Source organism: Williamsia sterculiae (assembly GCF_900156495.1).
Classification (GTDB): Bacteria; Actinomycetota; Actinomycetes; order Mycobacteriales; family Mycobacteriaceae; genus Williamsia_B; species Williamsia_B sterculiae.
The window spans coordinates 48691-73705 of the sequence record NZ_FTNT01000006.1 but is presented as its reverse complement, the minus strand read 5'-3'; the positions used below and the strand labels follow the sequence as shown (position 1 = coordinate 73705).

At 69.9% G+C, this 25015-nt stretch carries 23 protein-coding genes; 12 read left to right on the top strand and 11 right to left on the bottom strand.

Features of this window, described 5'->3' with window-relative positions; translation table 11 throughout:
* Positions 1 to 17: 17 nt before the first annotated feature.
* Positions 18 to 1103, bottom strand: coding sequence for an NADH:flavin oxidoreductase/NADH oxidase (locus tag BW971_RS11155; protein WP_076479531.1), 1086 nt, complete (start codon positions 1101 to 1103; stop codon positions 18 to 20).
* Between the two features lie 85 nt (positions 1104 to 1188).
* Here BW971_RS11155 and BW971_RS11150 point away from each other — a divergent pair, with 85 nt between their 5' ends.
* Positions 1189 to 2265 (top strand): NHL repeat-containing protein, encoded by a 1077-nt coding sequence (locus tag BW971_RS11150; protein ID WP_234974359.1) that lies wholly within the window; start codon positions 1189 to 1191, stop codon positions 2263 to 2265.
* Between the two features lie 34 nt (positions 2266 to 2299).
* Positions 2300 to 3268 (top strand): cytochrome c oxidase assembly protein, encoded by a 969-nt coding sequence (locus BW971_RS11145; RefSeq protein ID WP_083709837.1) that lies wholly within the window; start codon positions 2300 to 2302, stop codon positions 3266 to 3268.
* A gap of 10 nt (positions 3269 to 3278) precedes the next feature.
* On the opposite strand, the gene BW971_RS11140 is transcribed toward BW971_RS11145, so the two are convergent.
* The gene (locus tag BW971_RS11140) at positions 3279 to 3923 is read right to left on the bottom strand and encodes an SDR family oxidoreductase (RefSeq protein ID WP_076479525.1); all 645 of its coding nucleotides are present in this window, start codon (positions 3921 to 3923) and stop codon (positions 3279 to 3281) included.
* 78 nt (positions 3924 to 4001) lie between these two features.
* Positions 4002 to 6083: a RecQ family ATP-dependent DNA helicase gene (locus BW971_RS11135; RefSeq protein WP_076479524.1), complete on the bottom strand. Its 2082-nt coding sequence runs from the start codon at positions 6081 to 6083 to the stop codon at positions 4002 to 4004.
* A gap of 68 nt (positions 6084 to 6151) precedes the next feature.
* On the opposite strand from BW971_RS11135, the gene BW971_RS11130 reads away from it, so the two are divergent.
* From BW971_RS11130 to BW971_RS11115, 4 genes are all read left to right on the top strand, one after another.
* The gene (locus tag BW971_RS11130; RefSeq protein WP_076479522.1) at positions 6152 to 7813 is read left to right on the top strand and encodes a dihydroxyacetone kinase family protein; all 1662 of its coding nucleotides are present in this window, start codon (positions 6152 to 6154) and stop codon (positions 7811 to 7813) included.
* Entirely contained in the window at positions 7810 to 8997 is a 1188-nt protein-coding gene (locus tag BW971_RS11125; protein WP_083709770.1) for a sensor histidine kinase, read from the top strand. Before BW971_RS11130 ends, BW971_RS11125 begins: the two co-directional genes overlap by 4 nt.
* 110 nt (positions 8998 to 9107) lie before the next feature.
* Complete coding sequence (locus BW971_RS11120) at positions 9108 to 10313, top strand: acyl-CoA dehydrogenase family protein (protein ID WP_076479521.1); 1206 nt, start codon at positions 9108 to 9110, stop codon at positions 10311 to 10313.
* Between the two features lie 36 nt (positions 10314 to 10349).
* Positions 10350 to 11663: a WS/DGAT domain-containing protein gene (locus BW971_RS11115; protein WP_083709764.1), complete on the top strand. Its 1314-nt coding sequence runs from the start codon at positions 10350 to 10352 to the stop codon at positions 11661 to 11663.
* Between the two features lie 11 nt (positions 11664 to 11674).
* Here BW971_RS11115 and BW971_RS11110 read toward each other — a convergent pair whose 3' ends face one another.
* The 3 genes from BW971_RS11110 to BW971_RS11100 form a co-directional block, all read right to left on the bottom strand.
* Positions 11675 to 12565, bottom strand: coding sequence for a hypothetical protein (locus BW971_RS11110; protein WP_076479519.1), 891 nt, complete (start codon positions 12563 to 12565; stop codon positions 11675 to 11677).
* A gap of 89 nt (positions 12566 to 12654) precedes the next feature.
* Complete coding sequence (locus tag BW971_RS11105) at positions 12655 to 13233, bottom strand: HhH-GPD-type base excision DNA repair protein (RefSeq protein ID WP_076479518.1); 579 nt, start codon at positions 13231 to 13233, stop codon at positions 12655 to 12657.
* 9 nt (positions 13234 to 13242) lie between these two features.
* Positions 13243 to 13875 (bottom strand): TetR/AcrR family transcriptional regulator, encoded by a 633-nt coding sequence (locus tag BW971_RS11100; RefSeq protein ID WP_083709833.1) that lies wholly within the window; start codon positions 13873 to 13875, stop codon positions 13243 to 13245.
* Positions 13876 to 14045: 170 nt separating this feature from the next.
* Here BW971_RS11100 and BW971_RS11095 point away from each other — a divergent pair, with 170 nt between their 5' ends.
* Positions 14046 to 15560 carry a sugar porter family MFS transporter gene (locus BW971_RS11095; protein ID WP_083709761.1) on the top strand — a complete coding sequence of 505 codons (1515 nt, stop codon included), beginning with the start codon at positions 14046 to 14048 and terminating at the stop codon, positions 15558 to 15560.
* Here the strand turns inward: BW971_RS11095 and BW971_RS11090 are convergent.
* On the bottom strand, positions 15557 to 16219 hold the full coding sequence (locus BW971_RS11090; protein ID WP_234974358.1) for a lysoplasmalogenase family protein: 663 nt from the start codon (positions 16217 to 16219) through the stop codon (positions 15557 to 15559). The two genes, BW971_RS11095 and BW971_RS11090, sit on opposite strands and share 4 nt — an antisense overlap.
* A 98-nt stretch (positions 16220 to 16317) precedes the next feature.
* Here BW971_RS11090 and BW971_RS11085 point away from each other — a divergent pair, with 98 nt between their 5' ends.
* A complete protein-coding gene (locus tag BW971_RS11085) occupies positions 16318 to 16944 on the top strand; it encodes a hypothetical protein (RefSeq protein WP_076479514.1) in 627 nt (208 codons plus the stop codon).
* 7 nt (positions 16945 to 16951) lie between these two features.
* Here the strand turns inward: BW971_RS11085 and BW971_RS11080 are convergent, their stop codons facing one another.
* From BW971_RS11080 to BW971_RS11065, 4 genes are all read right to left on the bottom strand, one after another.
* Positions 16952 to 18082: an alpha/beta hydrolase gene (locus BW971_RS11080; protein ID WP_076479513.1), complete on the bottom strand. Its 1131-nt coding sequence runs from the start codon at positions 18080 to 18082 to the stop codon at positions 16952 to 16954.
* Entirely contained in the window at positions 18079 to 19008 is a 930-nt protein-coding gene (locus tag BW971_RS11075) for a hypothetical protein (RefSeq protein WP_076479511.1), read from the bottom strand. The genes BW971_RS11080 and BW971_RS11075 overlap by 4 nt, the downstream gene beginning before the upstream one ends.
* Before the next feature lie 282 nt (positions 19009 to 19290).
* Positions 19291 to 20067, bottom strand: coding sequence for an Rv1157c family protein (locus tag BW971_RS11070; protein WP_076479822.1), 777 nt, complete (start codon positions 20065 to 20067; stop codon positions 19291 to 19293).
* Positions 20068 to 20352: 285 nt separating this feature from the next.
* Positions 20353 to 20664: a 4a-hydroxytetrahydrobiopterin dehydratase gene (locus BW971_RS11065; protein WP_076479509.1), complete on the bottom strand. Its 312-nt coding sequence runs from the start codon at positions 20662 to 20664 to the stop codon at positions 20353 to 20355.
* Positions 20665 to 20785: 121 nt separating this feature from the next.
* Here BW971_RS11065 and BW971_RS11060 point away from each other — a divergent pair, with 121 nt between their 5' ends.
* Genes BW971_RS11060 through BW971_RS11045 form a run of 4 tightly spaced genes read left to right on the top strand, consistent with a single transcriptional unit; the run spans position 20786 to position 24991 of the window.
* Complete coding sequence (locus BW971_RS11060; RefSeq protein ID WP_076479507.1) at positions 20786 to 21841, top strand: thiamine ABC transporter substrate-binding protein; 1056 nt, start codon at positions 20786 to 20788, stop codon at positions 21839 to 21841.
* A complete protein-coding gene (locus BW971_RS11055; protein WP_083709755.1) occupies positions 21805 to 23487 on the top strand; it encodes an ABC transporter permease in 1683 nt (560 codons plus the stop codon). Before BW971_RS11060 ends, BW971_RS11055 begins: the two co-directional genes overlap by 37 nt.
* Complete coding sequence (locus BW971_RS11050) at positions 23487 to 24563, top strand: ABC transporter ATP-binding protein (RefSeq protein ID WP_076479505.1); 1077 nt, start codon at positions 23487 to 23489, stop codon at positions 24561 to 24563. Before BW971_RS11055 ends, BW971_RS11050 begins: the two co-directional genes overlap by 1 nt.
* Positions 24560 to 24991, top strand: a complete 432-nt coding sequence (locus tag BW971_RS11045; RefSeq protein WP_076479502.1) for a (deoxy)nucleoside triphosphate pyrophosphohydrolase — start codon at positions 24560 to 24562, stop codon at positions 24989 to 24991. The genes BW971_RS11050 and BW971_RS11045 overlap by 4 nt, the downstream gene beginning before the upstream one ends.
* Positions 24992 to 25015 lie beyond the last annotated feature (24 nt).

The following is a 25015-nucleotide window of genomic DNA, read 5'->3' as shown; positions in this document are numbered from 1 at the left end:
CCGTGCCGCGGTTCATCTCAGCGCCAGGCGCCCCGCGCGTACTGCGGTGGGTACGGGGCCCGGTCGGCCGGCACACCGAGTTCGTGTGCGGCACGCTGCGGCCACCCGGGTTCCCGTAGCGCCGCACGGGCCAGCAACACCGCCGCCACGTCGCCGCGGGCGACGATCTCCTCGGCCTGCTCCGGATCGGTGATCAGACCGACTGCGGCCGTGGGTAATCCGGATTCGCTGTGCACCGATTCGGCGAATTCGACCTGATAGCCGGGACCGACGGGAATATCGGCGAGCACGTTGCCGCCGGTGGACACGTCGATCAGATCGACCCCGTGGTCGGCCAGCACCGCGGCGAGTTTGCCGCTCTCGGCGGCCGACCATCCGTCGTCGACCCAGTCGGTGGCAGACAGGCGCACGAACAGCGGTTTCTCCGCCGGCCAGACCGCGCGGACCGCATCGGCGACCTCCACGACGATGCGCGTACGCCCGTCGAAGCCACCGCCGTAGGCGTCGTCGCGGGTGTTGGACAACGGCGAGAGGAACTCGTGCAGCAGATATCCGTGGGCCGCATGGATCTCCACCACGTCGAACCCCGCGGAGTCGGCGCGTCGGGCGGCGTCGGCGAATGCCGCCACCACCTCGGCGATCTGGTCGGTGCCGAGTGCGGTCGGGGTGTCGTACCCGTCGAACGCCACCGCCGACGGCGCATAGGCGGTCCAGCCGCCCTCGGACGCGGGAACACTGCCCTCGCGTCCGGCGAAGGGAGAGTAGGTGGACGCCTTGCGGCCGGCGTGGGCGAGCTGGACCGCGCTGACCGCACCCCTGTCGTGCACGAAGTCGGTGATCCGACGCCACGCGGCGGCCTGGTCGTCGTTCCAGATGCCGGCGTCCTGCGGGCTGATACGTCCGGCCGCGGTCACCGCCGCGGCTTCGGTCATCACCAGGCCGAAGCCACCGGTCGCGCGTGCACCGAGATGGACGAGATGCCAATCGGTGGGCACACCGTCCTCGGCGACACAGCTGTACTGACACATGGGTGACAACCAGATCCGGTTGGGCACGGTCAGCGAACGGAGTCGGAGCGGCTGGAAAACGTCAGGAATGGTCACGCTGCGCTGCAACGGGTGATGGCGTGATTCGATTCCGGGAACGCGTGCGCCGGGGGTGTGACGTGCGCATCAGTAGGGTCGGGGCATGGCACTGACACGGACCCGAGGACGACGAACAGCGGTGGCGGTGGCGGCGACCGGCGTCGCGGTGGTGACGGTCGTCGCGGGTTGCTCCGACGCGGGATCCGGTCCGTCCGCGCCGTCGTCACCCGCGTCACCCACGGCCGTTGCCGCGGAACCCGGGGTCGCGCCGGCGTTGGCCACCCCGCCCGCGGGCCGGGTCGTGAGGGTCGGCAACGAGCCGGAAGGGCTGGTCGTCGACGCGGACGGCAACGCCGTGGTCGGGGTGCGGCGCCCCGATGCGCTGGTGCTGTTCGACGCCGCCACCGGGACCGTTCGGAAGACCGTCCCCACCCAGGGCGCACCGCGTCACCTCGCGCTGGCCGGACCGAACGGTCCGGTGCTCGCGGGACTGGAACAGACCAACGAGGTGGTCGAGTTCTTGACCACCGACGGCACGATCGGCTCGCGGGTCGGCAACGTCGGCGAGACCCCGCACGACGTGATCCGCACCGCCGACGGCACCTCGGTGGTGACCAACGAGCACGGCGGTGGCGTCATCTTCCTGCGCGACGGGAAGGTGGTGAAGTCGCTGCCCGCCGGGCCGCCGCAGCCCGGTGGGGTGGCGCCGGTGGGCGACTATGCCGTCGTCGCCGACGTCCAGGGCAACGGTGTCTGGGTGTACGACGCCGCGAGGACGCAACAGGTCGCGCAACGCCGGATCGGGGATCGGCTGACCCATGTGGTCGCCACCGATCGCTCGATGGTCGCGCTGGCCGACACCGACGGCGACGCCGTCCTCATCGAGCGGATCACCCCGCAGATCGAGGACGTCGCGGCGATCCCGGTGGCCGGCAAACCCTACGGCCTGGCCTACGACCAGAAACGCAGGCGGCTCTACGTGGCGGGCAGCGCCGACAACCGACTCACCGTGATCGATCTGGCGGATCCGACCGCGCCGAAGGTGATCGGGCACCTGCCGACCGCGCGTCAGCCCAACTCGGTCGCAGTGGATCCGAAGAGTGGATCGGTGCTGGTCACCGGTAGTGCGGCCGGTGCAGACAGCGCCATCGAGATCATCCCGCCGGATCAGCTGCCGTGACCCGCGCGGGCGTAGGGTGGCGGCTGTGATGCACATGGGTGAACCCTCGGTCTGGGGTTCATGGACCCTCACCCCGATCGTCTGGGCGCTGATGGCGGTGGCGAGCGCGGGCTATCTCGGGGCCGCGACCCGACGGCCGGGATGGCCGGTTCTGCGGACCCTCAGCTGGGTCGCCGCGATGCTGTTCCTGGTGGTCGCGGTGAACTCCAGCCTCGCCATGTTCGGTCATCACCTGTTCTGGGCGCACATGGTCATCCATCTGGTGATGATCACGGTGGTGCCCTTGCCGCTGGTGCTGGCCCAACCCATCCGACTGGCACTGGAGGTGCTTCCCGACGCGGCGGCCGCACGGGTGCGCGCGGTGTTGACCGCCCGGCCCACCCGGCTGCTGACCTCGCCGGTGGTGGGTGTCCCGCTCTATGCGGCGGTGCTGGTCATGACGCACCTCACCGGGTTCCAGCAGGCCATGACCGCGCACATGTGGGTGCACGACCTGGAGTTGGTGCTGTACCTGGTCAGCGGTTACCTGCTGCTGTTGCCGCTGATCGGTGGCGAGTTCAGCGGACATGATCTGTCGTACCCGATCCGGTTCTTCGCACTGTTGCTGGCGATGGGACCCGACACGCTGGTCGGGGTCACCCTGATGATGACCGACCATCAGCAGGCACCGGGCTTCGCCGATTCCCGCATGGGATGGCCGCCGGGTGGATTGGCCAACCCGGACGCACTCGCCGATCAGAGCGCCGCCGGCGCGATCATGTGGTTCGGCGGTGACGGGCTGATGATGACGCTGCTGGTCATCGTGGCATGGCAGTGGATCAAGGCCGAGGGATCACGAGCGGACGACCGGCCCGCGCGGCGTGCGTCGTGGATCGAGTCCGCGCGACGTCAATCGCTCGGTGCCGGTGAGGGCGCGAGCGACGTCGACCTCGACGATGACGACGCGGCCCTGGAGCGGTACAACGCCATGTTGGCGCGGTTGAACGAACGTCAGTCGCGCTGAGGAGTTCCCGCTACGCGGCGAGGGCCTCGCCGATGGGGGTGTCGCCGTGGTTGAACGCGATGAATCGGTGCACGGTCGATGGCGTGTCGATGACGGCGGCGATCACCGCGGCCACGTCGTCGCGGCTGACCTGCGATGACGAGTCGGCGTGGACGTCGATAGTGCCGGTGCCCTCGTCGTCGGTGAGTGAACTCGGCGCCACGATCGTCCAGTCCAGAGCGGACTTGCGCAGGTGTTCGTCGGCTTCGGCCTTGGCCTCGGCGTACGCATAGAACGAGCTGTCCTCGGAGACGCCGTGGTTCAGCGAGGCCCCGAAGTACGACACCAGCACGTAGCGCCGCACCCCCGCCTCGGCTGCGGCGTCGATCGAGCGGATGGCCGCATCCCGATCCACGGCGTAGGTACGCGAGGCATCCCCGCCACCGGCGCCCGCCGACCAGACCACCGCATCGCTGCCCGAGAGCAGCGCCGACAATCCTGCGGTGTCGAGTTCGGAGACGTCGGCCACCCGGGCATTCGCACCCGTCGCGGTGACGTCGCCGGTCTGGTCGGGGTTGCGGATGATCGAGGTGACGTCGTGTCCGGCCTCGCTGAGCAGCCGCGCGAGCCGCAGGGCGATCTTGCCGTGTCCGCCGATGATCGAGATGTGCGCCATTGCTACCTCCCGGTTGATCTGAATGTCTGCACAGCACGAACATGCCGTCGGTGGGTTGCTATTCCTCGCGTGGTGAGGTCAGGCAGGACGATGCACGACCAGAGGGAGCACAGCGCGGGCTCCCGCCGACCGCAGCACCGAGGCCGCGACCGTCACCGACCATCCGGTCGACGAGCTGTCGACCAGCAGCAACACCGTCGCTCCCGCCACCTCCGGCGGGTCGGTGAGCAGGTCACGCCACAGCGCCGCCTCCTCGGCACCCGACGATTCGCGATCGGGGCGCGGGCGGTCGGCCACGGTCCAGGTCCGCTGCGGTAACCGACCCACGGCGGCGACGTGGTCGGCGACGGCGACGGTCAATGTCGGGTCGGTCACCCCCAGCGCGACGATCACGTCCGGACGCGCCGACCACTCGGAGCGCCACCCGGCCAGGGTGCTCACCGCCGCGTCGGCGATCTCCGACACCGCTTCGGGCCCACCCGCGTGCGCATCGCGCAGGGTCTCGGCCCACTCCGGTGCATCGGCATGGATGAGCACCCTGCCGGTCTCGGCGAGCTGCCCGGCCGGGATCCGACCCCGCGACCCGAACGCACCACCCGGCCACATCTTGCGCGGCTCCCACCGGTGCGCCGCGGTGCGTAGTTCCGCGGCGATCACCCGCGCGGTGGTCGGGTCCACGGAGTCGGTCAGGCCGGGTGACAGCTCGCCGCGGCACACCGAACAGCGTCCACACGGCGACGTGTCCGGATCGTCGAGTGATTCGGTGAGCAGCGCCATCAGACAGCGCTCGCCTCGGGTGTACGCCGACATGATGTCGGCTTCGCGCCGGCGGGTGGCGATGATGCCGTCGTAGTGGTCACCGTCGTAGGTCCACGGAATGCCGGTACCGTGCCATCCCGCTGTCGTGCGCTCCACCGCACCGTCCACCGCGAGTTGTTTGAGCATCAGCTCCACGCGGGTGCGGCGGATACCCGTGCGCGCCTCCAGATCCGGTACCGACATCGGGTCGTCGGGACCGCCGAGCGCCTCGAGCAGGGTGGACATCTGGCGCGGGTCGGGGATGGTGGCGGTCGCGAAGTAGTCCCACACGCCACGATCGGCGGTCGACGGCAGCAGCACGACCTCGGCGGTGTCGATGGCGCGGCCCGCGCGGCCCACCTGTTGGTAGTAGGCCACCGGTGACGGGGGCGATCCGACATGCACCACGAAACCCAGATCGGGCTTGTCGTAGCCCATCCCCAACGCCGATGTGGCGATCAACGCCTTGATCTCGTTGTCGCGCAGGGAGTCCTCCAGACGATGCCGGGTGTCGGCGTCCAGGGCACCCGTGTACGCGGCCACCGCGACGTCGTCTCCGTGCACGGCGCGCACGGCTTCGACGAGTCGGTCGGCGTCGGCGACGGTGAGTACATAGACGATCCCGGACCCGGTCAGCCGCTCGATGTTGTCGACAACCCAGCCGTATCGGTCCAGCGGTGTCATGTCGGGAAGCACGTTGAGTCGCAGGGACGTGCGGGCGAGCGGCCCGCGCAACACCAGGGTCGCCGACCCGAGCTGCGCGGCGACGTCGGCGGTCACGCGGGCATTGGCGGTCGCGGTGGTCGCCAACACGGGGGTGTCCGGGTTCAGCCGCTGCAGCACGTCGGCCACACGGCGGTAGTCGGGCCGGAAGTCGTGACCCCAGTCCGACACCGCGTGCGCCTCATCGACAACCAACAGTCCGAGATCGCCCCCGACGCTGTCCAGGACCCGGCGGCCGAAACCCGGGTTGGCCAGCCGTTCCGGCGAGACCAGGAGCACGTCGATGTCCCCGTCGCGCAACCGTCCCTCGATGGTCTCCCAGTCGCCGACGTTCGACGAGTTGACCGTCGCGGCCCGCAGGCCCGCCCGTTCTGCGGCGGCGACCTGGTCGCGCATGAGGGACAGCAGCGGCGAGACCACCAGCGTGGGTCCGGCGCCCTCGTGACGCCGGATGGCGGTCGCCGTCCAGTACACCGCCGACTTGCCCCATCCGGTGGCCTGGACCACCAGTACTCGCGAACCCGGGGTGACCAGGGCGGTGACGGCGCGCAGCTGGTCGTCCCGCAGCGCGGCGTCGTCACCGGCGAGCGCCGCGATGACGCGGTCGGCGACCTGCGTGCGGGTCGGGGAGAGGTCCATGGAAGCCACCGTAGAGGTCCCGTCGGACAGCGATCGGCGGGTGTGCCGCGGCGGTTAGGGTCGAGGTCATGGGCACTGATCCGACCCGGGCAGCGGGTCCGACCGACACATTTCTCCGCAACGATGCGCAGAGCTTCCTGTCGGATGCGGTGCGCGGGCTGGTGGCGGCGAATCCCGACATCGTGTGGCGCCGCGATCCCGGTTTCCTCATCCGCCGTACCCCGTTGCCCGACGGTCGGGTCGCTCTGGTCTCCGGTGGCGGCTCCGGACACGAGCCGTTGCACTCCGGTTTCATCGGCGACGGGATGCTCACCGCCGTCTGCCCCGGCCTCGTCTTCACCTCACCCAACGCCCTGCAGATCGCCGCGGCGACCCGCGCCGCCGACACCGGTGCCGGTGTACTGCACATCGTGAAGAACTACACCGGCGATGTGATGAACTTCCGGGTCGCGCGGCGGCTGGTGGCCGACGAGGGGATCCGCACCGCCACGGTCCTCGTCGCCGACGACGTCGCCACCGAGTCGGACACCGGTCCCGGTCGTCGTGGGACCGGCGCCACCGTCGTGGTGGAGAAGATCTGCGGGGCGGCCGCGGATCGCGGTGACAGCCTCGACGACGTCGCCGCCCTGGGGCAGCGGATCGCGGACGGTGCCCGCAGCATGGCGGTGGCCACCGCCGCGCCGACAGCCCCGGGTGCGCACCGACCGTCCTTCGACCTGGCGATCGGTGAGATGGAGGTCGGTATCGGTATCCACGGCGAGCCCGGGCTGGACCGGGTGCCGCGGCGTGACGCCACGGACACCGTCGCCGACCTGCTCGACCGGATCGTCACGTCGCTCGGTCTGCGGGCTGGTGAACGGGTGATCGTCGTGGTCAACGGCCTCGGTGCGGCCCATCCGCTGGAGTTGAACCTGGTGTTCGGTGAGGTCGCGGCGAACCTGGAACACCGCGGGGTCCGGGTGGACCGCTGTCTGGTGGGCACGCTGGTGACCGCCCTCGACATGTCGGGGGTGTCGATCACGGTGGCCCGGTCCGACGACGAGGTGAGCGAACTGTGGGATGCCCCGACCACCGCACCCGGGTGGCCGCGGACCGCGGTCGGGGTGGGCGCACTGGTCGACGGCACGATCGCCGAACCCGACGATTCCGCCGACACCGGCGCGGTGTGTCCGTGGGTGACGCGATTCGTCGAGCGGGTGCGGGATTCGGTGGAGGAGCTGACCGATCTCGACCGCCGGGCCGGCGACGGGGACTTCGGTACCAACCTGGCCGCGGCCCTCGGTCATTTCGCCGTGCCGCTGCGCGGCAGCGATCACGATGTCCTGCACGCCCTGAGCACGTCGTTCCTGGTCCGGGCGGGCGGTACCTCCGGGGCGGTGTTCGGCATCCTGTTCCGAGAGCTGGCCCGGGCGGCCGGGCAATCGGGCGATCGTACCGAGTACCTGCGTCCGGGTGCGGCTCGCGCACTCGCCGAGATCGTGGAACTCGGTGGGGCGCGGGTGGGCGACAACACTGTCGTCGATGCCTTGAGTCCGGCCGTCGACGCGCTCGACGATCACCTCGATCTGGCCGCGGCCGCGGACGCCGCGACCCGTGGGGCCGATTCGACGCGCGACCGCGCCGCGGGCAAGGGACGGGCGAGCTATCTGGGCGATGCCACGCGCGGGGTGGTCGACCCCGGCGCCCTGGTGATCGCCTGGTTGTTCGCCGCGGCTGCGGACACGCCATGAGGCCCCGACCGGGCTGGCGAGAGCGGGTGCTGGGTCGAGAGGTGCACGACACGGGGGTCCCGGTCGGCGCCACCGTCGACGTGGTCAGCCTGCGGGTCAACCCGCTGCTGCGGATAGCGATCCTCATCCTCGCCTGGGCCACGGTGTCACCGCTGGGCGTCACCGGTCACGCGCTCTATGGACTGATCCTGATGCTGGTCGCCACGGTGACCATGATGTCGGCAGCGATCCCGGACACCCGCCTGGGTCCGCTTCCCCGGACCGTGGTGCTGGCGGTCGCCGCTGTCGCCGGGGGTCTGCTGTTCGCCTGCTACCCGACGAGTGTTGCCACCGCGGTGCCGTTCTTCGTCTGCGGTAACGCCGGGTTCCGTCTGCCGCGACGACCGGCGATCGGTGTCGCACTGTTGGGCAGTACCGTCGCGGTGATCGCCACCGTCGTCACCTTCGGTTCCGAGCTGGTCATCGTCTCCCTGACCGTGGGGCTGCCGGTGTTGATCGGGATGAACCGTCGCGAACGTATCCGTGCCCTGGAGTTGGCGCACGAGATGGTCGAGCAGACCCGCCGGGCAGCGGCATCCGAGGCGCACGCGGCGGCCCTCGACGAGCGCGCGCGCATGGCCAGGGACCTGCACGACGTGCTCGCGCATTCGTTGTCGGGGGTCAACATGCAGCTCAACCTGGCCGATGCGCTGTTGGAGGACAAGCGGATCGACGACGCCCACCGCACCGTGCTGGAGGCGCAGACGATGGTGGCGCGAGGTCTGACCGAGGCGCGGGCGGCGGTCTACGCGCTGCGTGCGGAGACCCTGCACCTCATCCCGGCGGTCGAGGCGATGATGGTCGGGGACCACGAACACCTCGAGGTGGACGGTGAGGAACCGCGGCTGTCGGGAACGACCACGCAAGCCCTGATCCGGATCGTGCAGGAGGCGTTGACCAACGCCCGCCGCTACGCACCGGGGGCGCGGGTCGCGGTACGGATCGCGACGGTCACCGACGGTTCGCTGGTCGTCGAGGTCCACAACGAGGCGGGCACCGTGCCCGCGGACTCGACGGGCGGCGGCGGAATGGGGCTGGTGGGCATCCGGGAACGGGCCGGGGCCATCGGCGCCCACGCCACGGCCGGTCCCGACGGTGGACAGTCCGGGGGCGGATGGACGGTACGCGTCGACGTTCCGGTGTGAGGCGTTGGGATCAGGCCGCGCACAACGGTGGCGGGCGGGGGATACGTGCCCGACACTCGCCACGCATCCCGTCATCAGACACCTGTGATCTCCGTCAGAGAGGACTCACCGTGACGACCACTCCCGTCGCCCATGCCGCCACCGATGCCGAACTCGACGCCCGTTTCGGGCCGGTGTTCCAGCGGATCGCCGCGGGTGCGGTGGACCGGGAGGTCGATCGGACGCTGGCCTACGACGAAATCGGTTGGCTGCGTGAGGCCGGGTTCGGTGCGTTGCGGGTGCCGGTGGAGTTCGGGGGATTCGGGGTGTCGCTGCGGCAGCTGTTCCGGCTGCTCATCGACCTCGCCGCCGCCGAATCGAATCTGCCGCAAGCCCTGCGGGTGCACTGGAGCTTCGTCGAGGATCAACGGCTGGCCCGACCCGGTGCCGAGCGGGAGCGATGGCTGCGGGCAGCGGCCGACGGGCTGCTGGTCGGTAACGCCATCACCGAGCCGGGGGTGGGCGCGGTGGACCGTTACCGGACCACGCTCAAACGCGACGGTGAACGGTGGCTGCTCAACGGCACGAAGTACTACAGCACCGGCAGCCTGTACTCCGACCGGATCCTGGTCGCGGCCGACCGCGACGGTGAACGGGTGTCGGTGCTCGTCGATGCCGACGCGGACGGGGTGGTCCAGCACGATGACTGGAACGGATTCGGTCAGCGGTTGACGGCCAGCGGAACCACCGAATTCCACGACGTCGCGGTGGCCGACGACCGGGTTCTGGGTCCCGGATACGGGACGGCCGGACGGACATACGGCACCTCCCTGCTGCAGCTGGTGCAGCTCGCGGTGCTCGCCGGCATCGCCCAGCGCGCCACCTCCGACGCCGCCGAGTGGGTGCGGAGGCGCACCCGCAGCTACACCCACGCCGCTGCCGACCTGCCGCGGGAGGATCCGCTGGTGCAACAGGTGATCGGGAAGCTCTCCGCCGCAGCATATTCGGCCCGTGCCACGGTGTTGTCGGTGGCCGACGTGCTGGACCGGGTGCTCGATCAGGGCGCCACCGACGAGGCGTTGCTGGACGAGGCCGAGCTCGCGTCGGCCCAGGCGCAGGTCGCGGTGATCGGACTGGTGGTGCCTGCGACCAGCGAACTGTTCGAGGTGGGCGGCGCATCCATCACCTCCGAACAACTGCGACTGGACCGGCACTGGCGCAACGCCCGCACGATCTCGGTGCACAACCCGGTCATCTTCAAGGAGCGAGCCATCGGGGACCACGTGCTCAACGGTGCCGACCTGCCCTACGCGTGGAGCGCCGGCGCGCGTAGCTGACACTCGCCGCGCCTCCGGCGGTGTTACGGTCGCCCGGTGCAGCGGCTGACCGCCACCGACGCCCAGACCCTGTGGATGTCGGCGAGCATCCCCAATGACCAGTTCCTGCTGTACTGCTTCGCGGGTCGCGGCGCCGTCGACTCGGCTCTCACCGACGAGTTGTTGGCCAGGTCGGCCCGCATCGGTGAACTGGGACAGGTGGTCTGCGAGGTCCCCGGTGCCTGCGACCACCCGTGGTGGGTGGACCGGGTGCCGCAGCGGTCGCAGATCGTCGTGCACGCAACCGATCTCGGCTGGGACGAGTGCCTGCGGTCGGTGACCGGGATGATGGCCGACCAACTCGACGCCCGACGGCAGGTGTGGCGGCTGCACCTGTTCGCCGGAGTGATCGGCACCCCGACGGTGTCCGGTGCGGCAACGGTGGCGGTGCTGCAGATCTCGCATGCCGCGGCCGACGGGCGGGTGAGCGCGGACATCGCTCGAGCACTGTTCGGTGGTGACCTCACCGGCGTACCGGTGACCGACGAACGACTCGGGCGGTGGACGGCCGCGGCTCGCGGTCTCGGCCGTATGCCGGGGCAGGTGGTCCGGTTGTTCGCCGGTGGTCGGACGGTGGCCCGCGCCGACGCGCACTATCGGGACGATGTCGCCGCCGAACGGATCCCGACCCCGACGCCGGGGAGGCCGCGCAGTGGGTTCAATGCAGACCCGGGTTCGGTGCGGTGGGCGCACTGCATCGTGCGCGACGCCGCCCTGCTGCGGATGGGTGGACGACACGCGGTGACGGTGGGTGCGCTGACCGCGGTCGGCGCCGCGCTCTGCGACATCGCCGTCGAACCGGATACATTCGACTGGTCGGCAGAGGTGACCGTCGGAAAGCCCGGAGAGCGTTCGGCGCGCAACCACTTCCGCAACGTCGGCATCGATCTGCACACCGACGTCGGCGACGCCGACACACGAGCGGGATTGATCGCCGCCGACCTCGCCGGAGCCCGACGTCGCGGCGAGCATCCTGTCTTCGCCCGACAGGCCGCGGTGAACCGTGCGGTACCCGCCGCGCTGTTACGGCTCGGGGTGCGTCAGTTCGATCCGACGGTGGTTCCCCACACCGTCACCGGACACACCGTGGTGTCGTCGGTGAATCGCGGGGTGGCCGACCTGACGCTCGCGGGTGCCCCGGTCGCCTTCACCGCGGGTTTCCCGGCGCTCTCGCCGGTGCAGTCACTGACCCATGGGGTACACGGTCTCGGCGACACGGTCACCGTGTCGGTCCTCGGCGGGGCCGCGGCGCGACCGGTGTTCGCGCGATATGTCGCCGCACTGGAACGGGCCCTCGACAGTTTGGTGTGAGGGATCGGCCGTCAGTGTTCGTGGCGGTGCTCGTGTCCGTTGAGGGCGGGGTTCAGTTGCGGATCGGTGGATTGGCTCGGTGGTTTCGCTCGCACCAATCGCTTGGGCAGTCGGCCGGCCAGCTCGCCGAGGGGGGCCACGGCGCTGTTCAGCAGGTCGACCGCTTCGCCCAATTCATCCACGGTGTCACCCATCTTGACCAGGTTGGGGGCCAGATGGCTGATCACCTCGGTGAGCTCGGTGATCCGGTCCAACGGACCGTCCGGGGCGATGGCCCGCTCCACGGCACCGCCCTGCCCGAGAAGTTGGTCGAGCAGACCCTCCTCGACCACCAGACGATCGAGCAACCCGCCCTCGGCCGTGATCTTCTCCAACACCCCGTCACTCGCGGTGAGTTTGTCCACCACGCCGCCTTCGCTGGTCAGACGCTCCAGGATGCCCTCGTTCTCGGTGAACTGGTCGACCACGCCGCCGGGACGGGTCAGACGATCCAACGGACCCCCCTTGGCGGTGAGCCGGATGAGGATGCCCCCGTCCTCGGTGATCTGATCGAGGAGTCCCCCTTCCTCGGTCATCTTGTCGAGGATGCCGTCACGTGCGGTGAGCCGGTCGACGACGCCTCCGGGTGCCACCAACCGGTCGACGGCACCGCCACGGGCCAGCAGCAGACCCAGCGGACGGTCCTCGTTGAACAGCTCGGCGACGTAATTGAGCATGGACAGCGGGGACCGCGTGGCGACGACGTCGGAGTCGTATCCGCCCAGGGCCGCGGTGACCTCCCGCTCGACGTTGTCGACGGCGAGACGCGCGATGGTGATACCGGATTCGACGGTCGCCAACGCCACCCCGGTGATCGCGAAACCGATCCGAAAGGGCAGTCCGACGACTGCGCTGGTGTCCATGCCATCAGCCTAGGGCATGGACAGAGGCATGGATCACATCTCGGCAGGATGGCCGTCGGCCGGAATCACTTCGTGACGGGGCTCCTGGGTCACTTCGTGACGGGAGCCTTGGCCTTCGCCTTCTGCGCCTTCTTGAACTCGCGCACCTTGGTCAGCGACTCGCTATCGACCACGTCGGCGACGGAACGAAACCCCTTCTTGCCGTAGTCGCCGACCGCGGACTGCCATCCCCTGGGGGTGATGTCGCGCTGTTTGGCCAGCAGTGCCGCGAAGATCTTCGCCTTCGCGTCGCCGAAACCGGGGAGTGCCTTCAACCGCGCGACCAGGTCGGCACCCGAGGTGGCCTCGGTCCAGATCCGTTCGGTGTCTCCCTCGTACTGATCGACGACCACCGAAGCCAGGGCCTGTAACCGGCCGGCCATCGAGCGTCCGTAGCGGTGGATGGCCGGTGGGGTGGAGCACACATCGGCAAAGGAGTCCGGGTCGGCGGTGGCGATGGCCGCCGGGTCGAGGGTGCCGAATCGGTCGAGCACCTTCAACGGGCCTGCGAACGCACGCTCCATCGGGAACTGCTGGTCGAGGAGCATGCCCGCCAACAGCGCGAACGGATCGCTCGACAGCAACTCGTCGGCGCGGGGTTCCTGAGCGATGTGCAGCGGTCCGGGCATGGGAGAAGTCTAGAGCGCGGCGCGCGGGTCGGAGGTGGACCGATCCACCAGGTTCGCGTCGGCAGACGTCGAGGCGCTGATCCGGGCGGGGACGTCGGTGAAACCACCGCTGTCCAGCGCGGCGAGGAGTTGGTCGAGAAGCCATTCGAGGCCCGCCTGGTCCGGGCTCAGGCTGGTCTGCTCGTGGCCGATCAGCAAATACATCGCCCATTCGGCCACCAGTTCGGCCTGCCGCGCGTCGCCGAGGACCTGCTGCGCGGCGGACCGCAGGATCTCCTGACGCGCCTCGTCCACCTGTGTCTGGGTTTCGCGAATCCGCGGGTCGATCTGACTCCACACCCGGATGGCGCCGTCGGTACCGGACGGTTGGCGGAGACTCACCGCGATCATCCGGCCGATCCGCGCTCGCGGATCCGATTCGGGGCGAACGTCGTCGTCCAGGGCGGCGACCCGACGGGCCCGCCAGAACTCCACGAGGCCGGCGGTGTAGGCCGACCAGTTCCGGAAGTAGTGATAGAAGGACCCCGTGGTGACCTCGAGTCGGCGACACACCTCGGCCAGCTTGAAACCCCCGAAACCCAGCTCGGAGAGGACGACGAGTCCGGTCTCGTAGTAGGCGTCGCGAGACACGGTAGACGGCATGTCCACACGATAGGTCCCGCCCGTCCGATTCGGCGTATCCACCGGGGAGACTGTGTCGCGCGTGGCGGAGATGACGCGACGACCCGCGTGGTGATCCGACGGGATGGCGAACTGACGGGAGAGTAAGGTCACGCGCGACATCGCAGGTGGGGGAGAGGCGGAGGTAGGCCATGACCGAGCGTTCCGTGCCACATGACGCGGATGGACCACGAGACCCGGATGGGTCGGGAGGTCCGGGATCCCCCCGGCAGGCGAACTCCGCGGCGAACGCCGACGCACACCTGGGAAAGGTGTTGGGGGTCACGGTCGCCGCCGCGGTCGGCGGTTTCCTCTTCGGCTTCGACAGCTCCGTGGTCAACGGTGCGGTGGACTCGATCAAGGGCCACTTCGCCCTCTCCGAGTTCGTCACCGGATTCGCGGTCGCCATCGCGCTGCTCGGGTGCGCGGTCGGCGCGTGGTTCGCCGGCCGGTTGGCCGACGTGTGGGGGCGCAAGCGGGTGATGCTGCTGGGTTCCCTGCTGTTCGTCGCCTCGTCGATCGGCACCGCCTTCTGCTTCTCGCTCGGCGACCTTCTGTTCTGGCGCGTTCTCGGTGGCTTGGGCATCGGTATCGCGTCGGTGATCGCGCCCGCCTACATCGCCGAGATCGCGCCGGCCAGGTTCCGTGGAGCGCTGGGTTCACTGCAGCAGCTGGCCATCACGATCGGTATCTTCATCGCGCTGCTGTCCGACAGCCTGCTGCAGGACAGTGCGGGTGCGGCGGCGAACACGTTGTGGCTGGGCGTGGAAGCCTGGCGGTGGATGTTCCTGGTCGGGGTCATCCCGGCGGTCATCTACGGTGTGCTGGCCCTCCTGATCCCCGAGTCACCTCGGTACCTGGTGGGCAACCACCTCGACGAGGAGGCCGCGCGCATCCTCACCGAGGTGACCGGTGAGCAGAACCCGCTGGAGCGGGTCAAGGAGATCCGGCTGACCCTGGTCCGCGAATCCAAGGCCTCGATCCGCGACATCCGCGGGCCCTCGTTCGGTCTGCACCCGTTCGTCTGGGTGGGCATCTGGCTGGCCGTGTTCCAACAGTTCGTCGGCATCAACGCGATCTTCTACTACTCGACGACCCTGTGGTCGTCGGTGGGCTTCTCCGAATCCGACTCGTTCAAGACCTCGGTGATCACCGCGGTCATCAACGTGGTCATGACGTTCGGGTCGATCCTCTTCGTCGACCGTTTCGGACGGCGGCGGATGTTGCTCATCGGTTCCGTCGGGATGTTCGTCGGTCTGCTGCTGGCCTGCGTCGCGTTCACCCAGCAGATCGGCTCGGGCGACAAGATCACCCTCCCGGATCCGTGGGGTGTGATCGCCCTGATCGGTGCCAACCTGTTCGTCATCGCGTTCGCGGCGACCTGGGGACCGATCCTCTGGGTCATGCTCGGTGAGATGTTCCCCAACCGGCTGCGCGGCGTCGCCCTCGGTGTCTGTACCGCCGCCAACTGGGTCGCGAACTTCGCCATCACCCTCCTGTTCCCAGAGCTGAACAGTTCGATCGGTCTGGCCTGGATCTATGGATTCTTCGCGTTCTGCGCCGCCGCGTCGTTCCTGTTCGTGCAGTTCAAGGTGCCGGAGACGAAGGGGATGGAACTCGAGGCGATGGACGACCTGCAGGCTCCCGTCCGTAGGGCCGCGGGCTAGACGGACCACCCCGGGCACGCGGGGTCGAGGCCGGTCGCCAACCACCATTGCGCGGCGCAGTAGGTACTCAGCACCACCGCCTCGGCCGCGCCGCGGGCGCGGCGTCCCCGCAGCAGATGACGCCGGTTGATGAGGACCGCGTCCGAAACGAGGAACAGGGCACCTCCCGGTCGGCAGGCAGGGACGGTCGCGGCCATCGCCGACATCGATGCCAGTGTCGGCCCGTACCCGCTGAGCACCGGCAGGATCTCGGGGCGGCGGACGGCGACCACGGCGGACGTCTCGATCAGCACGGGTGCGCGCCGCAGGAGCCCGGAACGGGTGACCCGTCCGCCGCGGCGTCGGGCCAGCGTCAGGTAGCAGAGGTGTGCGGCGGTGAAGGCGAGCGCGCCGTCGCGGAGGCGTCGGTCGGCGACCTCGGGATCGGACGCGAACTCCTCCGCGTACATCATCCGGTCACCGGTCATCGAGAACGCGACGGCGCCGATCAGCAGCGCGGTGTCGACCGGGCGCCGACGTCGTAGCCCGTGGACCACCCGGGCACCCAGGATCAGCATCGGGATCGGTTTCACCAGGGCCACCGCGGCACGACGGTGCGCCGCGCCGGCCAGCACCAGCACCGCGGACGCGGCGGTGAACACCGCCGCGCCAGTGGTCACGCGACGTCGGTGCGGGCGGCGGGATGGCATGCGGGAGATGCTGTCACAGCTGATCACCGACCGGGCCCGGACGGCGCCCGACGACTAGGCTGTGGGTCATGTCGGAGCGCCACGACCTCGGTGATCCCGGCCCGCCGTCGCATGGGCAACCGTCGTTGACCGCGCTGACCTCGGACTTCATCCGGCAGAGCGTGATGGTGGGGATGGAGACGACCAACCAGCTGGTGGGCCTGCCGTTGCGGATGCTGCGGTTGCTGGAGCAGTTGGAGTTGGTGCTCGGCGGTGTGCGCGAGGTGGCCGACAACGTCAACGGTCTCGCCGATCGCGCGAATTACCTGCTCGATCGCGCGGAGGCGGTCGTCGACGACGCACAGGGCGCCACGTCGACGATGACCCCGCTGGTCGACGTGTTGCGACCCACCGTGCAGCAGTTGACGGCTGAACTGGATGACGACGAGGTGCGGGCCGCACTCGAGCACCTCATCGATCAACTGCCGGATCTGATCGCGCTGACCGCCGAGCACTCGGTGCCGGTGATGAACACCCTGCAGAACCTCGGTCCCAACATCGCCGAACTGGTCGGCGTCACCAAAGACGTTCGTCGCGCGTTGATCGGGGTGCCGGGGATGAAGCGGCTGCGCAATCGCGCCGGTGCGCGTCGGACGACCGGTCGGCCACCCGGTGCGGGTGCGGCCATCGATCCGCCGCCCACCCGCACCGAGTGACCTGGGTTCAGCGCATCACCCGGTTGACGAACGCGGTGGCGGCGGACTGCAGATCGCCGGGGGTGGAGTCGTGTCCGCCGGCGAACGTGTTCACCGTGACCTGCCGGTTCATCCGGATCACGTTGAGATAGCCCAGGGTGAACGGCAGCACCACGGTGGTGTCGGTCAGACCCTGGCCGACCAGTACCGGCTTGTCGAAACCGCCACTCGGGACCGCGACGTACTGCGACAGCAGCGTCGGTAGTCCCTGCACCGTCGACAACGGGTCGGAGACGAGGGTGCCCAACGGCAGCCCGGCGACCTCGCGCTGGAGCTGGTCGCCACACTCGGTGGTGGCGCGGTCGAGCCACGCCTTGCCACTGTCGGTCAGGGCGGCGTCCACCTTGAGGTCCGGATGCCCCGCGCGGACCGCGGCCAGCAGGAAGAGCGCGTTGGCGGTCATCCCCGCGGGCAGCGCGAGCGGCAGGCCGGGAACGATGTTCAACAACAGTTGGTCGAAGTGGGCGGGGACGCCGGTGGCGACGGTGCCGCGGTAGTCCAGACCCCCGGCGGCCCAGTCGTCGTGGTGCGCCGCGAGGTTCATCGCCACGGTGGCGCCCTGCGACTGCCCGACCATCACGTACTTCGACGACAGGGACGGGGAGATGTCGTGGGCGGCACGCAGCCCGTCGACCACGGTGCGCGCCGCGGTGCGACCGTCGACGAACTTCGGTGCGCCGGTACCCACCCCGGCGTAGTCGGTGGAGACCACCGCGTAACCGGCCTGCAGCCAGTGCGACAGCAGCGGTGCGTCGCCCTGAGGGCCGGACAGCGATGGCGCGCACTTGTCGGCGATACCGTCGGCGCCTTTGCTCCACGAGATCACCGGGAAACCACCCGCGGGTGCGTTGCCGTCGGGCAGGAACACGGTCCCGCTGCTCAGGTGGTCCGCCTTGTCGGAGTCCTTGCTCCAGAAGGTGTACCGGTATGCGCTGCTCGCACCCTGGATCTGCTTGTCCTGGGTGAGCTGTTGATTCGCGAAGACGGTTCCCGAGGTGTCCGTCGGGGCCGCCGAGGCGGTCCCGGTCGGGAGGGCCACCGCGGCGACCAGCAAGGTGCCGGCCGCCGCGAGGGTGAATCGGGTGGTGCGAAGCGTCACGCCTTCACCAGTCCGACCATCGGGAAGAAGAAGCAGCTGCGGTTGCCGTTCTGCACGGTGCCGTAGACCGCGGACAACACGGTTCCGTGGCCGGTGTCGACCGGTGCGAGCCGGACGCCGGGGGTCACGTCGACCTTGGTGACCAGCGACGACAGTGCAGCCTTGATCTGATCCCGGAAGGGGAGGTTGGCGGGCACCTTGGCCAGCCACGCGTCGACCAGGGTGGTCCCGACCTTGCCCATGTCGGCGAAGCCACCCTTGAAGGTGTTCACGTTGAACCAGGCGACCTGCATCCCCTTGGCCGTGCCGTCGGTCGTGATGCCCGCGGGGACGAAGCCGTAGAGCGTCTGGCCGTCCTTGACCACGTTGGGATCGATACCCGCCACGGTCGGCAGTGCGACACCCGGCGCCGACCACGGACCCGGGACGGCGCCCGACACCGCGGGGACCAGGCCGAACGGGTTGTCGGCGGTGGGGGCGGTGCAGTTGAGAGCGGCCGACGGGTTGAGCATCGGCTGGATGCCCAGGGCGCGCAGGGTGGTGTTCGCGGTGTTCAGCAGGCCGATCAGATCGGTCGGCGACGCGGCCGGGGTGGCCCCGGCAGCGGTGTCCGCGGTGGTGGCGACCGGCACCTGGCCCGCCTGACCCAGCAGTGCGCGGGCGGCGGCGATGGCGGCTTTGTCACCCCCGCCAGAGGTGAGCTCGGCCAGCGCCGACACCAGGGCCGAGGTGGCCGGTGTCGCGGCGAACGTGGAACCGGTGGCCGGTGATGGTGCGGTGGGTGCGGCGCTCGCCTGGGCGGTGCCCAGCGCGAGGCAGCTCGCGGCCGTGACCGCGAGTGCTGCTGTGGCGGTCCGCATACGCGCACCGGTGCCCCGGCGTGAGCGTGCCCGACCCGATCGCTCGGTCCACTGTGTGCCTGTCATGTCTCTCCTCGACGCCGCCGCCACCGAGTGGTCGCGACGGCTCACCCCGAGCGGGATGTCCGATTTGGGACACAGGTGGCAAAAGTGACTGATGTGGTCAATACATAAGCACGCAGCTCGTCGCGGGCACAACTCGCGGAGGCGGTCGTGACGAATTTGGGATCAGAAGAGCGAGAGGCTGTTACGGATCCGGCCCGGGTGCGAGCAAAAGCAGAAGCCGCGCCCGACGAGGGGGCACGGCTTCTGGGGTCGGGCTACCGGGGGCGGGGCCCGGTTCTCGGGTCAGGCGTTCGCCAGACCCACGGTCGGGACGATGGTGCAGCTCAGCGGCTTGCCCTTGTTGTCGGTCGTGACGTCGCCGTAGATCACCGAGATCACCCGGCCCTTACCGGTGGTGGCGATACCGGTGAAGGTGCCGGGGCCGGTCGCGGCGTTGATGCGATCGTTGCGCCGCAGCTGCAACTGCCCGGTACGGCCGTTGTCGATGTTGATCCAGTTGGCCAACAGTTGTCGGCGCTGGTTGTTCAGGGCCGGGCCGGTGCCCAGGCTGGTGTAGACGTAGCCCAGCTGGCCCGCCTTGGGGCCGGGGGCAGGCGCCTGCTGCGGGCCGGCGGTCACCAGTGCGGTGCCCACCGAGTTCCCGTTGGGCAGGCAGCCCACACCGATCGTGGGGTAGAGGAATTGCTGGATGACCGGCTTGTTGGGCCCGGTGGGGATCTCGGGGCCTGCGGCCGGCCGTTTGGCGACCTGTGGGCTGGTCCCGTTGAGGAAGCCGACCACCTTGTCCCAGGTGGCGCGGACCTGCGGCGGCAGATCGTTCTGCCGGACGATGCTGGTGGCCTCGTTGATGAGCTGCGCGTTCACCTTGCCGTCGGGACCGGGTGTGCTCACCGACCCGATGAGCGCCGGGACGAAGGCGCCGAACGAGTCGAGCATCTGCTGATCGACCTTGGGAACGGCTGGTGTGGTGGCCGGTGCGGCCTCTGCGGTCCCCGCTCCGGCGAGGAATGCGCCCGCGGCGACGGCGAGGGCCGCGACCGTCGTGGTCCCCCCGCGCAGGCGTCGCGCCGACCGTGCGGACCCGTTCGGTCGTCGCGCTCCGTCCGGTCGTCCAGTGAGGTCGGTTCCGCCAAAACGCACTGTGATTCCCATCATTCGTTGTCCGGTCCGCCGACGTGCCGGCGCGATCCACCGCATCACTCTCGCACGAAGGCAGGCCACGGCGCGAGGTCGACGAGCGTGGGTCTCACCCGCCGACGCCGCTCTGGGACCGTAGCCTGTTGCGCATGTGACAGATGTGACACGTGATGTAATTGTTACGAGACTGTTCCGGGGGAAGGGTCATCAGGCGGCATACTGCGCGGCGATCCCGTCGATCGTGGCCGCGAGTTCGACGTCGGCCGACGTCACCCCGCCCTCGGAGTGGGTGCTGAGGTGGAAGGTCACGTCCCGCCAGCGGATGTCGATGTCGGGATGGTGGTCACGGTCCTCCGCCTCCCGCCCCACGGCGACCACCAGCTCGAGCGCGGCGGGGAACGATTCGGCCGACACCGTCCGGTGTAGCGCGTCGTCGGCCAGTGTCCAGTCCGGACCGCCTCGTGCGTTCAGGGTCTGCAGAGCGTCGTCGATCTCGTCGGGTGTCAACACCGTCGCCATCCCGCCATGCTGTCACCGCCCGGCACCCACCGCGCCGATTCCGCGCCATCTGCTCGAGAACACCCGGGTGTGCGGCTGGTTAGATCGCCAGTGACCGTGCACCGCGACTAGAGGACACACCGTGCTGTCTCGTCACCGGAACCAACGAACCCGCTCGCTCCCGGTTCGCGCCGTCGTCGTCGGGCTGGCGGCGGTCCTGGCCGCGGCCGCCGCCTCGGGCTGCGGGGAGACCGATACCGCCACCGACACCAAGGTCACCCTGCTCACCCATGACTCGTTCGTGCTCCCGCAGCCGGTGCTGGACGAGTTCACCAAACAGACCGGCCTGACCCTGCAGCTGGTGACCTCCGGCGACGCCGGACAGCTGGCCTCGGCCATCTCGTTGACTCCCGGCAAACCCAAGGCCGACGCGGTGTACGGCATCGACAACACCTTCGCGTCCCGCCCGATCAAGGCCGGGGCGCTGGACCCGTACACCCCGGCCACCGCGACCACGGGCGCGGCGGATTACACGTACGGAAACGGCGGTGAACTGACCGCGATCGACCACTCGGACGTCTGCGTCAACGTGGATCCGGCCTGGTACCGGCAACGCGGTCAGACCCCGCCGACGACCATCGAACAGCTCACCGACCCTCGCTACAGGGGTCAGATGGTGGCCCTCGACCCGGCAACCTCGTCACCGGGTCTCGCCTTCCTGTTCGCGACCATCGCCGCCCACCCCGGCGACTGGCAGGCGTACTGGGGCAAGCTGCGGGCCAACGACGTGCAGATCGTCTCCGGGTGGGAGACCGCGTACAACCAGGAATTCTCCGGTGCCGAGGGCAAGGGTCCCAAGCCGATAGTGGTGTCGTACTCGTCGTCACCCGCGGACAACACCGCCACCACCGCGCTACTCGACGGTTGCTTCCGGCAGGTCGAATACGCCGGTGTGTTGCGCGGGGCGGGCAACACCGCGGGTGCCCGGAAGGCCGTCGACTTCCTGCTCAGCGACGCCGTGCAGCGTGCGTTACCCGAGAACGACTACGTGTACCCCGTCCAGGACGGCGTGCCGCTGCCCGACAGTTGGGCGAAGTTCGCCCCGGCACCGCAGAAACCGCTGAGCCTGCCCGAGCAGCAGATCAGTGACAACCGGGAACAGTGGCAGCAGCAGTGGCGAACGGTGATGGGCCGCTGACCACGGCGCACCCCGGCCGACGCGCCCCGGTGCTGCGCCGACACACCGGTCTGCCGCTGCTCGGCGCGGTGCCGGCCGTCTTCCTCGCGGTGTTCTTCGGCTGGCCGGTGGTGGCGCTGGTCGCGCGGGCCTTCGGCTCGGCGGGCGGTCCCCGTGGTCATCTCGGCGAACTGCTGGACCGCGACGACGCGTGGTCGCTGCTCGGTGCCACCCTCGGCCAGGCGGCGGCGTCCACGGTGGTCACCGTGGTCGTGGCCGCACCCATCGTGTGGTTGGTCGCCCGGGTGGACGTCCCCGGTTCGCGCGTGTTGATGATCGTGGTGACCGTGCCGTTCGTGCTGCCCACCGTGGTGGTCGGCATCGCGTTCCGGGCGCTGCTCGGGGTGGGCGGTCCGTTGGGCTTCCTGCACCTCGACGGCACCCTGCTCGCGATCCTGGCCGCGCACGCCTTCCTCAACGTCGCGGTGGTGGTGCGGGTGGTCGCGGCGACCTGGGCGTCGCTCGACCCACGGGCCGAACAGGCCGCGCGTACGTCGGGTGCCTCCCCGATGCGGGCCTTCGTCACCGTCGTCGCACCGCGGCTGCTGCCCGCGCTGGCGTCATCGGCGGCGTTGGTGTTCCTGTTCTGCTCGACCAGTTTCGGCGTGGTGTTGGTTCTCGGCGACGGTCGGGTGCGGACGCTGGAGACAGAGATCTACACGCAGGCCATCAGCTACTTCGACCTACCGGCCGCGGTCGCCGTCTCGATGTTGCAGATCCTGGTGGTGTTCGCGGTGGTGCTGCTCATCCGTCTCCTGGTCCCGGCGCGTCCGACGTCGCGAACCGCGCGAGCGGCAGGCAGGGTCCGTCCCCACGGTCGTGGTTGGCTGCCGGTGATCGCGGCCGGGTTGTGGGCGGGGGCGGTGCTGCTGGGTCCGCCGGTGGTGCTGGTGCTGCGGTCGCTGCGACCGACGGTCGGTGGTGAGTGGACGCTGGTCGGATACCGTGCGCTCGACGTCGCGGTGAACGGGCAGACACCCCTGCAGTCGATGCGGTATTCGCTGGTCAGTGCCTGCTGGGCAGCGCTGTTGGCGCTGGTGGTGGGACTGCTGACCGCCCTGGTGCTGACCCGATCGCCGCGCTGGGTGGCCGGGGTCGGCGGGGTGGTGACCCTGCTGCCGCTCGGCGTCAGCGCGGTGACGGTGGGCTTCGGTTATCTGATCGTGTTGGCCGGTGTGCCGTCGGTGGTGTCGCGGTCACCGGCGATCATCCCCGTGGTGCAGGCGCTGATCGCGATCCCGGTGGTCTACCGGATGCTGGTGCCGGCGATCGGACTGGTGCCCGACGAACTGCGCGCCGCGGCGGCGACGTTGGGTGCCGGGCCGCTCCGCGTCTGGTGCACCGTCGACCTGCCGCTGATCCGCCGGGCCCTGGGCGTGGCGACCGGTTTCGCATTCGTCATGGCCCTCGGTGAGTTCGGCGCCACCGGGTTCCTGACCCGTCCGGGAACGGTGACCGTCCCGGTGCTGATCGGGTCGGCGTTGGGTAAACCCGGCGCCGCCAACCTGGCCACGGCGATGGCGTGTTCGGTGCTGCTGGGGGCGGTGACCTTCGCGGTGGTGGCGATGGTCGAGATGTTGCGCTCGGTGGGGGAGCCGGACCTGTGATGGCCGAGCGGAACGGACTCGACATCGACGGTGTGCGGGTCGACTACGGATCCCAGACCGTCCTGCACGATCTCACCCTCCACGTGCCGGTCGGCGTCCCGGCGACGGGTGCGGCCTCGGCGACGGCGCTCCTCGGGCCGTCGGGCTGCGGCAAGTCCACTCTCATCCGGGCCATCGCGGGCCTGGAGACCCTGCACACCGGTCGGATCCGGTTCGACGGTCAGGATGTGAGCCGCGTGCCGCCGCACCGCCGTGATTTCGGTGTGGTGTTCCAGACCGGACAGCTCTTCGAGTCGCAGACGGTGTCCCGCAACATCGCCTACGGCCTGCGAGCCCGGCGGTGGTCGCGACGCGACATCGCCGCTCGGGTGGACGAACTGTTGACCCTCACCCGCCTGACCGTGTTGCGCGACCGACCCGCGACCGCCCTGTCGGGTGGTCAAGCCCAGCGGGTGGCGCTGGCCAGGGCGCTCGCGCCGCGACCGCGACTGCTGCTGCTCGACGAACCGTTGTCGGCCCTGGATCGGCGGTTGCGCGATGAGCTCGCCGCGGAGATCCGCGACATCCTGCAGGCGACCGGTACCCCCACCGTCCTCGTCACCCACGACCACTCCGAGGCGGCGGCGATGGCGGACCGCATCGCGGTGATGCGCGACGGAGGCATCGTGCAGGTGTTGCCGCCCGACGAGCTGTGGCGACGCCCACGCGACCCGTGGGTTGCGGAGTTCCTGGGGTGCACCGCCATCGTCGATGCCGACGTCCGCGACGGGCTGGCGACCACTCGATTCGGTGCGCTGCCGGTCGACCGGGCGGACGGCCCGGTTCAGCTGGGTCTGCGGCCGGAGTCGCTACGGGTGGTCGCCGCGAGCGGTGCCGACCCGGCCGGTGTCCTCGCCGAGGTGATCCGCGTGGTGTCGCTGCCGACCGGGTTCCGGTTGCGGGTGCGCCTCGTCGGGGTGGGAGCAACCGACGGGGCGGGGGAGTGCACCGAGGTCGATGCGGTGGCCGACGGGCCGGTGGGCGCGCGGGTGCGGGTGGGACTCGACGCCGAGCGGGTGGCGGTGATCGGCGGATGAGGGTGGTCGTCGCGGGGGCGGTGATGGTCGACGGTCGGTTGTTGCTCGCCCAGCGGGACCGTCCGGCACCGGTCGCCGGACTGTGGGAACTGCCCGGCGGAAAGGTCGAGACGGGTGAGACGCCGGTGCAGGCCCTGGTCCGCGAGTTGCGCGAGGAGCTCGGGGTGGAGGTAGCGCCCGGGGCGCCGCTCACCGCGCGGGTACCGCTCACCGCCGACCTCATCCTCGTCGCCCTGCGGGCCGAGCTCGTCACGGGAACCCCGCGACCGCTGGATCATCGTGCCCTGTGCTGGGTCGATGGCGACGACCTGCGTCGCCTCGCCGACGCCGGCGAGGTGGTACCGGCCGACACGGCATGGCTGCCCGAACTGTGTGACCTGCTGGACGGCGGCGAGGTGAACCGGACAGGAGACGTTCACCGCCCGTGACGGTGGTCTCACCGGCTCACGGGA